This is a genomic window from Pseudomonas sp. R3-52-08, from assembly GCF_003851745.1.
Taxonomy (GTDB): Bacteria; Pseudomonadota; Gammaproteobacteria; order Pseudomonadales; family Pseudomonadaceae; genus Aquipseudomonas.
This window is the reverse complement of the sequence record NZ_CP027730.1, coordinates 481,004-491,891: the sequence shown is the minus strand read 5'-3', so window position 1 is coordinate 491,891 and position 10,888 is coordinate 481,004. Positions and strand designations below refer to the sequence as shown.

Genomic DNA, 10,888 nt, shown 5'->3' with positions numbered 1-10,888 from the left:
TTTAAATCAATTGGAGAAAACGGAATGTCTTCCCTGCTACGCGCGACCCTGATCACCCTGGCCCTGCTGACCACCGCCGGCTGCACCAACAAACCGGTGCTCAACACCCAGCACGAGCTGCCGGCCACCACCCAGGTCAGCGAAGAAAAAATGAAACAGGTGATCGTCGCCGCCCTGCAAAAACGCGAGTGGACGGTACAACGCCTGAGCCCGCAACTGGTGCAGGCCGAGATCACCGTGCGCAACCAGTTTTATGCAGCCATCGATATTCGCTACACCCGCAACAGCTACGCCATTACCTATCGCGACAGCCGCGACCTGGGCTACAAGGACGGCAAGATCCATCGCAACTACAACCGTTGGATCAGCATGCTGGACCGCGACATCATGGCCGGGTTGCGCTCGGCGGGAATGCAGTAACGCCGATTGTTTGGATCGTTCCCACGCTCCGCGTGGGAACGCTGCCTCGGACGCTCTGCGTCCCGCCGCGAGTGCACGGTTGCAGTCCCCGTCACCTGGGTGACGCGGAGCGTCACGGGATGCATTACCACGCGGAGCGTGGGAACGATCGGATGTGACCCGGCCTACACCAGCGCCTTACGCGTCAACAACTCCACAAACGCCTGCGCCATCGGCGTCTGCGCGCCCTTGCGCTGCACCAGCCACACCGCTGTTACCGCTTCCGGGTCCAGCAAGGTGCGGTACACCACGCCGTCAATGCGGATACGCTGGTAAGACGCGGGCAGCACCGACACGCCCAACCCTGCCGCCACCAGGCCAATGATGGTCATCGCCTCGCCTGCTTCCTGGGCAAAGTGCGGGCTGAACCCGGCGTCGCGGGCCAGATTGAGTAATTGTGCGTAGAGGCCGCTGCCATAACTGCGCGGGAAAAATACAAAGGGTTCGTCAGCCAATTGCGCCAGGTGCAAACCGCCCGCGCTGCCCTGGGCCAACGGGTGCCCGGCGCTCAATACCGCCACCAACGGCTCGCGCATCAGTTCGATCACACTGAGCGAGTCCGGCAACGGCAACGGTCGCATGAGCCCGACCTGGATCGACTCATCCAGCAACGATTCGGCCACCTGGGTGCTGCTCATTTCTTGCAGGCTCAAATGCACTGCCGCAAACGCCTGGCGAAACGCAAAGATCGCCTGCGGGATGCTGGCGTTGAACGGCGCCGACGACGTGAAGCCGATTTTCAGCTCTCCAAGCTCTCCCAGCTGCGCACGTCGCGCGACGTCTGCCGCTTTATCGACCTGCGCCAGCACCAGGCGCGCCTCGTGCAGAAACAGTCGCCCTGCTTCGCTCAGCTCGACCCGACGATTGGTGCGCTCAAATAAGCGCGCGCCCACGTTTTGCTCCAACGCCTGAATTTGTTGGCTCAACGGCGGTTGCGAGATGCCCAGCACTTGCGCGGCGCGGCCAAAATGCAGCTCCTCGGCGACGGCGATGAAGTACCGCAGGTGACGTAATTCCATGCAAACCTCATTAGGTCGCTAAAGCTATCAAACGGGTCGAACAATATATTGGAAAGAATCATTAGCCAGCTATATTCTTTTTCGTATTGCCGGCCGTGGCAGTCTTTCCTCCCCGAGGTCACCGTGAAATCTGCTGTTGCTGCACACGCTCAAGAAGCCCCGCCCACCGCCCTGGATGAGGTCGTCGCGCAGCTCAACGACGAGTACATCGAAAAAGGCACGCCGATGTTCATGCGCACGGTGTTGGCGCTGTTCTCCGGCGGCTTTGCCACGTTTGCCCTGTTGTACTGCGTGCAGCCGATGATGCCGGCGCTGTCCCACGAGTTTTCCATCAATGCCGCACAAAGCAGCCTGATCCTGTCGGTCGCCACCGCGATGCTAGCTTTCGGCCTGCTGATTACCGGGCCGGTTTCCGACAGGCTGGGGCGCAAGCCGGTGATGGTCGCCGCGCTGTTCTGCGCAGCGCTGGCCACCATTGCCAGCGGCTTGATGCCGAGCTGGGAAGGCATCCTGCTGATGCGGGCGCTGGTGGGCTTGTCCCTGAGCGGCCTAGCCGCCGTGGCCATGACCTACCTGAGCGAAGAGATCCACCCGCAGCACATCGGCCTGGCCATGGGCCTGTACATCGGCGGCAATGCGATTGGCGGCATGAGCGGGCGCTTGATCATCGGCGTGCTGATCGACTTCGTCAGTTGGCACTCCGCAATGCTGATCATCGGCGCCCTGGCGCTGATCGCCGCGACGGTGTTCTGGAAAATCCTCCCCGAATCGCGCAACTTCCGCGCCAGCAGCCTCAAGCCGCGCAACCTGCTGGACGGTTTTGTCATGCACTTCAAGGACGCGGGCCTGCCGTGGTTATTCCTTGAAGCTTTCCTGCTGATGGGCGCGTTTGTCACGCTGTTCAACTACATCGGCTATCGTCTGCTGGCCGATCCGTATGACCTGAGCCAAGCCGTGGTCGGCCTGCTGTCGCTGGTGTATCTGTCGGGCATCTACAGCTCGGCAAAGATCGGCTCGCTCGCCGACCGCCTGGGCCGCCGCCGCGTGCTGTGGGGCACCATTGTGCTGATGCTCGCCGGCATGGCCCTGACACTCTTCACCCCGCTATGGCTGGTGGTGCCAGGCATGTTGATCTTTACCTTCGGCTTCTTCGGCGCCCACTCGGTGGCCAGCAGCTGGATCGGCCGTCGTGCGGTAAAGGCGAAGGGACAGGCGTCGTCGCTGTATCTGTTCTGCTATTACGCAGGTTCAAGCATTGCCGGGACGGCGGGCGGGTTCTTCTGGCACTTTGCCGGATGGAATGGGATAGGCGCATTTATCCTGGCGTTGCTGATCGGCGCGTTGCTGGTGGCGTTGAGGTTGGCGAAGTTGGCGCCGCTGGGCCATGTGAAGACCTGAGATCACCTGCGTCTGCCGATGCAGGTGACCCGGTCTCAGCACTCAACCGCACTCACCGCCAACCCGCCCCGCGAGGTCTCTTTGTACTTGTCATGCATATCCGCACCGGTATCGCGCATGGTGCGGATCACCCGGTCCAGGGAGATAAAATGCTGCCCATCGCCACGCAAGGCCATTTGCGCAGCGTTGATCGCCTTGACCGCCGCAATCGCATTGCGCTCGATACACGGCACTTGCACCAAGCCGCCCACCGGGTCGCAGGTCAGGCCCAGGTTATGTTCCAGGCCGATTTCTGCGGCGTTGCACAGTTGCTCGGGGGTGGCGCCGAGAATTTCCGCCAGGCCCGCTGCGGCCATGGCGCAGGCGGAACCGACTTCGCCCTGGCAACCGACTTCGGCGCCGGAGATCGAGGCGTTCTTTTTGCACAGAATGCCCACCGCCGCCGCGCCGAGCAGGTAGTCGACCACGTTGGCCTCGGTCACCTCTTCACTGAACTTCATGAAGTAATGCAGCACTGCCGGAATGATCCCCGCTGCGCCATTGGTGGGCGCCGTCACCATGCGCCCACCGGCGGCGTTTTCTTCATTGACCGCCAGGGCGAACAGGTTCACCCACTCCATGGCACTCAAGGTTGAGCCGATCACATTGGGCTTGTTCAACTCCTGCAGACTGCGGTGCAACTTGGCGGCGCGACGGCGCACGTTCAAGCCGCCAGGCAGGATGCCTTCATGCTTGAGGCCTTCCTCCACGCACGCTTGCATGGCACGCCACAGGGTCATCAGGCCACTGCGAATTTCTTCTTCGGAGCGCCAGACCTTCTCATTGGCCAGCATCAGTTCGGCGACGCGCAGGTTGTGGGTCTTGCACAGCTGCAACAGCTCTGCGGCGCTGGAAAAGTCATACGGCAGCTCGGTGCGGTCCATGTCCGCCACGCCGCTCTGGGCCTGGGCTTCATCCACCACAAAGCCGCCGCCCACCGAGTAGTAGGTGTCACGGTGCAACTCGCCGTCAGCATCGAACACCACCAGGGTCATGGCGTTGGGATGGAACGGCAGGTTTTCGTCGAGCAGACGCATGTCCCGTGACCATACGAATGGCACCGGCAAGCGACCGTCGAGCAGCAGGGTGTCGGTTTCGCGCAGCGTGTGAATGCGCACGCCAATCTGGGACGGGTCGATTGCGTCCGGCCACTCGCCCATCAGCCCCATAATGGTGGCGGTGTCGCTGCCATGGCCGATGCCGGTGGCCGACAAGGAACCGTAGAGTTGCACTTCGACACGCCGAACCTGTTCCAACAGGCCACGTTCGCGTAACGTTTGAACGAACAACGCCGCAGCGCGCATGGGGCCGACGGTGTGAGAGCTGGAGGGCCCGATGCCGATCTTGAACAAGTCGAAAACGCTGATAGCCATTAACCTGAAACTCCTCGATAAGCGCGGCCAGGCTTGAACGAGGTGCTACGCTCAGATCGCCCAGATGGCGGCATCATCCAGCTTTTATCCGCCGTCACGGCGTCTCACACCGACGCACCCATGCTCACTAGCGTCGCTAATGTGCGATCGCCTGTTTTGGCCGTTTTTAGCGGTGCAGATGAGTAAAAACTGCAGTTTCACTGTGGTAAAAATCTGTAAGCGACGTCACCGACACTGGATGCGACCCTCCCTGTACTGGATACGACGCCCCCTGTAGGCGTCAGATTTTCACTGGTACATGATCAGTCTCGACTCGTTTGCAAGGCACCGTGCCAGAGCTGTCCGACGCATACTCCAATAGCAGCACCTATAAAGCGCGGCGAATGCCGCCAGAAAAAACACAGGAGTCTACCCCGATGAAAGGTTCACCCTCGTTGTTGTTGGCCGCCATGCTGAGTCTGCCGGTCATGGTGCACGCCGCAGAACCGGAACAATGCAAGACCGTCAACTTCTCCGATGTCGGCTGGACCGACATCACCGTCACCACCGCGACCACCAGCGAAATCCTCAAGGGCCTGGGCTACAAGCCGCGCACCACGATGATTTCGGTACCCGTGACCTACAAGTCCCTGGCTGACGGCAAGAACATGGACATCTTCCTCGGCAACTGGATGCCGACCATGGAAAACGACATCAAGCAGTACCGCGATGCCGGCACCGTGGAAACCGTACGCGCCAACCTGGAAAACGCCAAGTACACCCTGGCGGTGCCCGAAGCGCTGTATGACAAGGGCCTGAAAGACTTCGCCGATATCGCCAAATTCAAGGATGAGCTGGGTGGCAAGATCTACGGCATCGAGCCGGGTAACGACGGCAACCGCACCATCCAGACGCTGATCGACAAGGATGCCTTCGGCCTCAAGAAAGCCGGTTTCAAAGTGGTCGAGTCCAGCGAAGCGGGGATGCTCTCCCAGGTTGAACGCGCCACCAAGCGCGGCCAGGCCATCGTGTTCCTCGGCTGGGAACCGCACCCGATGAACACGCGTTTCAAGATGAAGTACCTGACCGGGGGTGACGATTCGTTCGGCCCCAACTACGGCCAGGCCACCATCTACACCAACACCCGCAAGGGCTACACCCAGGAATGCAGCAACGTGGGCCAGTTGCTGAAAAACCTGCAGTTCACGCTGAACATGGAAAGCACCCTGATGGGCAACGTCCTGGACGACAAAATGAAGCCCGATGCTGCCGCCAAGGCCTGGCTGCAGAAGAACCCGCAAATCCTCGACACCTGGCTGGCCGGTGTCACCACCGTTGATGGCCAACCGGGTCTCGATGCCGTTAAAGCTTACCTCGCCAAATAGCACCCGCTGACCCCGGGGCGGTGCGCTGCCCCGGGATGTTTCCCTCTTCGCATGTGGACATTCACTACCATGCTGACTGAACAGAAAATCCCACTAGGCCAGTACATCGCTGCCTTCGTCGAATGGTTGACCCAACACGGCGCCAACTACTTCGACGCGATCGCATCGACACTGGAAACGATGATCCACGGCGTGACGTTTGCGCTGACCTGGTTCAATCCGCTGGCATTGATCGGTCTGATTGCGCTGCTGGCTCACTTTATCCAACGTAAATGGGGCCTGACCGTCTTTGTCATCGCCTCCTTCCTGCTGATCCTCAACCTGGGGTACTGGCAGGAAACCATGGAAACCCTCGCGCAGGTGCTGTTCGCCACTCTGGTCTGCGTGGTCATCGGCGTGCCGCTGGGCATTGTTGCCGCGCACAAGCCGATGTTCTACACCATGATGCGGCCGGTACTCGATCTGATGCAGACCGTACCGACCTTCGTCTACCTCATCCCTACCCTGACCCTCTTCGGGCTGGGTGTGGTGCCCGGCTTGATTTCCACCGTGGTGTTCGCGATTGCCGCGCCGATCCGCCTGACCTACCTGGGCATTCGCGATGTACCGCAAGAGCTGATGGACGCCGGCAAGGCGTTCGGCTGCTCACGCCGTCAGTTGCTCTCACGCATTGAACTGCCCCACGCGATGCCGAGCATTGCCGCCGGTATTACCCAATGCATCATGCTGTCGTTGTCGATGGTGGTGATCGCGGCGCTGGTCGGCGCCGATGGCCTCGGCAAGCCGGTTGTCAACGCACTCAACACCGCTGACATCGCCCTGGGCTTCGAAGCCGGGCTGGCCATTGTGTTGCTGGCCATCATGCTCGACCGTATCTGTAAACAACCCGATGCCAAAGTAGGGGGTGATGCATGAGCATTATCCGATTCGACAATGTCGACGTGATCTTTTCCAAAGACCCACGCGAAGCGCTCAAGCTGCTGGACCAGGGCATGAGCCGTAACGAAATCCTGAAGAAAACCGGGCAGATTGTCGGCGTTGAAAAGGCCAGCCTGGATGTGGAAAAAGGCGAGATCTGCGTGCTGATGGGCCTGTCGGGCTCCGGCAAATCCAGCTTGCTGCGCTGCATCAACGGCCTCAACACGGTCAGCCGTGGCCAGCTGTTCGTGGAGCATGAAGGTCGCCAGATCGACATCGCGTCCTGCACTCCCGCCGAGCTGAAAATGATGCGCACCAAACGCATCGCCATGGTATTCCAGAAGTTCGCCCTGATGCCCTGGCTGACGGTGCGCGAGAACATCAGCTTCGGCCTGGAAATGCAGGGCCGTCCGGAGAAGGAACGGCGCACGCTGGTCGATGAAAAACTCGAGCTGGTGGGCCTGAGCCAATGGCGCAACAAGAAGCCCGACGAGCTGTCCGGCGGCATGCAACAGCGCGTGGGCCTGGCCCGTGCGTTGGCGATGGACGCCGATATCCTGCTGATGGACGAACCCTTCTCCGCCCTCGACCCGCTGATCCGCCAGGGCCTGCAGGATGAGCTGCTGGAGCTGCAACGCAAGCTGAGCAAGACCATCGTGTTCGTCAGCCACGACCTCGACGAAGCCCTCAAGCTGGGCAGCCGCATCGCAATCATGAAAGACGGCAAGATCATCCAGTACAGCGTGCCGGAAGAAATCGTGCTGAACCCGGCGGACGACTATGTGCGCACCTTCGTCGCCCACACTAACCCACTGAACGTACTGTGCGGCCGCAGCCTGATGCGCACGCTGGATAACTGCACGCGGGTGAACGGTTCGGTATGCCTGGACCCAGGCGGCGACTCCTGGCTGGACCTGGCCGAAGGCAACACCATCCAGGGCGCACGCCAGAATGGCGTGGTGATGAACCTGCAGAACTGGGCGCCGGGGCAAGCGGTAGAAGGCCTGGGCCGGGTGCCGACGTTGGTGGATTCCAATATCGGCATGCGTGATGCGCTGCAGATTCGCTATCAGACGGGGAACAAGCTGGTGCTGCATGACAACAACAAGGTGGTGGGGATCCTGGGCGACAGCGAGCTGTATCACGCCCTGCTCGGCAAAAACCTGGGATAACCAACACCGCAAAACAACTGAAGGAACCGGGCCAATGTGGGAGGGGGCTTGCTCCCGATAGCGGTGTATCAGCATCAAATGTGCTGACTGACACACCGCAATCGGGGGCAAGCCCCCTCCCACATTTTTGACCCAGTAGTGTCATTGAGGACACCACCAGGTTCCACTATCAGCTATAGACCCGGCCAAGGAGCTGGCGATGGCTTTCGAACTGATCGAGCACGTCACGGGTGATCTGCTCCTGGGTGAAGCCCATCAGGTCGTATTCCTGCGGCCCGTTGTGCAGGTACACCTCGGCGCGGTAGTAGCGGGTGCGTTCTTCTTCGGGCAGGTCAGTGGGCGCCGAGGAATAGGCATCCAGGCTGACTTCGTAGACGAACGGGTTGCCCTCTTCCATCTCGATCCGCACACCGATGCAGCGTTTGGATTTGCCCAGCAAGGTTTGCACTTCCAATCCCTGCTCGCGCAACGCTGTGGCGGCTTCTTCCAATGCCGGCGTGACGTGCTTGTCCATAAAGCGTTGCACGGTGCCCTGGCTCGGTTGCAGGTCGAGCGCGGTCAGGCGCTCGCTGAACCCCCGGCGCCCGCGTTCAGCCAACTGCGCCTGCTCCTGTTCGATGGCCACATCCTGGCGCATGGCCTTGTGCAAACCGAACATGAACAGAATCAGCACCACCGAGAACGGCAAACCCGCCAGCACCACCATGGTCTGCATGGCTTCGAAGTTGCCGGCGAACAGCAGGCCAATGGTCACCAGGGTGATCACCGCCGACCAGAAGATCCGCAGCCAGTGCGGCGCATCTTCATCCACGTTGCCGCCTTTGCACGACAGGTTGGCCATCATCACCGCGCCGGAATCGGCAGGCGTCAAGAACAGCACGAAGCCCACGAAGATCGACACACCGATGACGATTTTCGACGCTGGGTAATGCTCAAGCAGCTGGTAGATGGCCATGGACGGCTGTTCCAGCGCGGTCTTGCCCAGCTCCACCGCGCCATGGTTCAGCACCAGGTCCAACGCCGAGTTACCGAAGATCGACAACCACGCCAGGGTGAAGCCCAGCGGGATCAGCAGCACGCCGGCGACCAGTTCGCGCACGGTGCGGCCACGGGAAATGCGCGCAATGAACATGCCTACGAAGGGCGCCCAGGAAATCCACCAGGCCCAGTAGAACAGGGTCCACAGGCCCATCCAGCGCTCGGTCTTGTCGGCGTCGCCTTCGTACACATAGAGGTCGAAGGTTTTCAGAATGATGCCGTTGAGGTAGTCACCGGTGTTTTGCACCAGGCCGTTGAGCAGGTGCAGGGTGGGGCCGAACAGCAGCACGAAGATCAGCAAACCGCTGAACAACACGATGTTGAGGTTGGACAGGCGGCGGATGCCATTCTCCACACCCGACACCGCAGCGATAGTCGCCACCGTGCTCATTACGATGATCACGATCAGCAGGTTGGTGTTGCTGTGCGCCATGCCGAACAGGTTTTCCAACCCGGACGACACCTGCATCGAACCGATCCCCAGGTTGGTCACCAGCCCGAGCAGGGTCACGAACATGCCGAAACCGTCCACCGCATGGCCGGCCGCGCCCTTCACCCAACGCTCGCCCACCAGCGGGTACAGCGCCGAACGCAGGGCCAGCGGCTGGTTGTGGCGGTACGCGAAGTACGCCACAGCCAGGCCGACCAGCGCATAGATCGCCCAGCCATGCAGGCCCCAGTGCAGGAAGGTCAGTTGCAGCGCCTGACGTGCCGCGCCATTGCTGGCGGCCGTGCCTTCGGGCGGGTTGAAGTAGTGGTCCAGGGGCTCGGAGGCGCCGAAGTACAGCAGCGAAATGCCGATGCCCGACGAAAACAGCATGCCGGCCCAGGCGCCGTAGCTGAAGTCCGGGGTGTCGTCCTTGCTGCCCAGTTTCAACTTGCCGTAGGACGAAAACGCCAGGCCGACCACGAACACCAGGTAGGCGGCGATGACCACCATGTAGTACCAGCCGAAGCTTTTCGACAGCCAGGCCTGGGCGACGCCGAGCATGCGCCCGGCCTCCTGCGGGGCGATGATCAGGATGGCGGTCAACAACAGAATCAGCGCGGTGGAGGTGTAGAACACCCAACCGTTGACCCGGACCTTTTCCGGCGGGGTCTTTATAAGAGAGGCAGAACTCATGGCGCAGATGCTCCGGGCAGTGCGAGAGAGAAACACAAGGCAACGGTTATCCCGGGACATCGATTTTTCGGCAGTCGACGGACGGGTGTTATAAAGACACCTCAAAATTCCCTGGCCCCTGCCGCAGCGGTAAATGGGGCGTTCCAAGGGTTTTCCAGGTGTCAGACGTCGCTGTCCGAAAGTAGGAAATACCTGTCAGCAGCGACGATTTGTCGCAGAGCTTATTCTTTGTTGATTGAACGTTCAATCAAAACAAAATAGACTGGCCCTCAAGCCGATGGACGTGGATCGCCTGTCGGCAGGCCAAAGGAGAGGTGCTACATGCCCAAGGTCGGTATGCAACCCATACGCCGCCAGCAGTTGATCGAAGCCACTTTGACGGCCATCGATCAGGTTGGGATGGGAGATGCCAGCATTGCGCTGATCGCCCGTCTGGCGGGTGTCTCGAATGGCATCATCAGTCACTATTTTCAGGACAAGAACGGCCTGATCGCAGCGACGATGCGTTACCTGATGAACGCGCTGATCGAGAACGTCCAGGAACGCCGGCGTGCCCTGAACGATGACAGCCCACGGGCGCATCTGCGGGTGATCATCGAAGGCAACTTCGACGCCAGCCAGGTCAACGGCCCGGCAATGAAAACCTGGTTGGCCTTCTGGGCCACCAGCATGCATCACCCGTCTTTGCACAGGTTGCAGCGGATCAACGATCACCGCCTGTATTCCAACCTGTGCTGCCAGTTCCGCCGTGCGATGCCGTTACCCGAGGCACGCAGCGCAGCTCGAGGCCTGGCGGCCCTGATCGACGGTTTGTGGTTGCGCGGCGCCTTGTCGGGAGACGCTTTCGACACGGAGCAGGCGCAACGGATCGCTTACGACTACATGGATTTCCAATTGGCCAAGCAGGTGAGTTAGAGCCCTTATAAACGCTCAACCCCTGAACGTCCGCCGCGCAGTATTGCCACATCCACATGGCCCACTGTTC

The 10,888-nt window shown here is 60.7% G+C and carries 9 protein-coding genes; 6 read left to right on the top strand and 3 right to left on the bottom strand.

Annotation, left to right across the window (positions count from 1 at the left end):
- Window positions 1-24: 24 nt before the first annotated feature.
- The gene (locus C4J91_RS02105) at window positions 25-420 is read left to right on the top strand and encodes a hypothetical protein (RefSeq protein ID WP_124360929.1); all 396 of its coding nucleotides are present in this window, start codon (window positions 25-27) and stop codon (window positions 418-420) included.
- Between the two features lie 164 nt (window positions 421-584).
- Here the strand turns inward: C4J91_RS02105 and C4J91_RS02095 are convergent, their stop codons facing one another.
- Entirely contained in the window at window positions 585-1,478 is an 894-nt protein-coding gene (locus C4J91_RS02095) for a LysR family transcriptional regulator (RefSeq protein WP_124360928.1), read from the bottom strand.
- 123 nt (window positions 1,479-1,601) lie between these two features.
- Here C4J91_RS02095 and C4J91_RS02090 point away from each other — a divergent pair, with 123 nt between their 5' ends.
- Entirely contained in the window at window positions 1,602-2,876 is a 1,275-nt protein-coding gene (locus C4J91_RS02090) for an MFS transporter (RefSeq protein WP_124360927.1), read from the top strand.
- 35 nt (window positions 2,877-2,911) lie between these two features.
- Here C4J91_RS02090 and C4J91_RS02085 read toward each other — a convergent pair whose 3' ends face one another.
- On the bottom strand, window positions 2,912-4,288 hold the full coding sequence (locus tag C4J91_RS02085) for an L-serine ammonia-lyase (protein ID WP_124360926.1): 1,377 nt from the start codon (window positions 4,286-4,288) through the stop codon (window positions 2,912-2,914).
- A 416-nt stretch (window positions 4,289-4,704) separates the two neighbouring features.
- Here C4J91_RS02085 and C4J91_RS02080 point away from each other — a divergent pair, with 416 nt between their 5' ends.
- The 3 genes from C4J91_RS02080 to choV all read left to right on the top strand — a co-directional run bounded on the left by C4J91_RS02080 (window position 4,705) and on the right by choV (window position 7,742).
- The gene (locus C4J91_RS02080; RefSeq protein ID WP_124360925.1) at window positions 4,705-5,652 is read left to right on the top strand and encodes a choline ABC transporter substrate-binding protein; all 948 of its coding nucleotides are present in this window, start codon (window positions 4,705-4,707) and stop codon (window positions 5,650-5,652) included.
- Window positions 5,653-5,721: 69 nt separating this feature from the next.
- Window positions 5,722-6,567 (top strand): choline ABC transporter permease subunit, encoded by an 846-nt coding sequence (gene choW / locus C4J91_RS02075; RefSeq protein WP_010207125.1) that lies wholly within the window; start codon window positions 5,722-5,724, stop codon window positions 6,565-6,567.
- The gene (choV, locus tag C4J91_RS02070; RefSeq protein ID WP_124360924.1) at window positions 6,564-7,742 is read left to right on the top strand and encodes a choline ABC transporter ATP-binding protein; all 1,179 of its coding nucleotides are present in this window, start codon (window positions 6,564-6,566) and stop codon (window positions 7,740-7,742) included. The genes choW and choV overlap by 4 nt, the downstream gene beginning before the upstream one ends.
- Window positions 7,743-7,911: 169 nt before the next feature.
- Here choV and C4J91_RS02065 read toward each other — a convergent pair whose 3' ends face one another.
- Window positions 7,912-9,846 carry a BCCT family transporter gene (locus tag C4J91_RS02065; protein WP_256657488.1) on the bottom strand — a complete coding sequence of 645 codons (1,935 nt, stop codon included), beginning with the start codon at window positions 9,844-9,846 and terminating at the stop codon, window positions 7,912-7,914.
- 378 nt (window positions 9,847-10,224) lie between these two features.
- Between C4J91_RS02065 and betI the strand changes: the two genes are divergently transcribed.
- A complete protein-coding gene (gene betI, locus C4J91_RS02060) occupies window positions 10,225-10,818 on the top strand; it encodes a transcriptional regulator BetI (protein WP_124360922.1) in 594 nt (197 codons plus the stop codon).
- The last annotated feature ends 70 nt before the right edge of the window (window positions 10,819-10,888 follow it).

Bases quoted from the DNA above. Each gene is read 5' to 3' on its own strand.
- C4J91_RS02105 (WP_124360929.1), top strand. From the start codon at position 25: ATGTCTTCCCTGCTACGCGCGACCCTGATCACCCTGGCCCTGCTGACC.
- C4J91_RS02095 (WP_124360928.1), bottom strand. From the start codon at position 1,478: ATGGAATTACGTCACCTGCGGTACTTCATCGCCGTCGCCGAGGAGCTG.
- C4J91_RS02085 (WP_124360926.1), bottom strand. From the start codon at position 4,288: ATGGCTATCAGCGTTTTCGACTTGTTCAAGATCGGCATCGGGCCCTCC.
- C4J91_RS02080 (WP_124360925.1), top strand. From the start codon at position 4,705: ATGAAAGGTTCACCCTCGTTGTTGTTGGCCGCCATGCTGAGTCTGCCG.
- choW (WP_010207125.1), top strand. From the start codon at position 5,722: ATGCTGACTGAACAGAAAATCCCACTAGGCCAGTACATCGCTGCCTTC.
- choV (WP_124360924.1), top strand. From the start codon at position 6,564: ATGAGCATTATCCGATTCGACAATGTCGACGTGATCTTTTCCAAAGAC.
- betI (WP_124360922.1), top strand. From the start codon at position 10,225: ATGCCCAAGGTCGGTATGCAACCCATACGCCGCCAGCAGTTGATCGAA.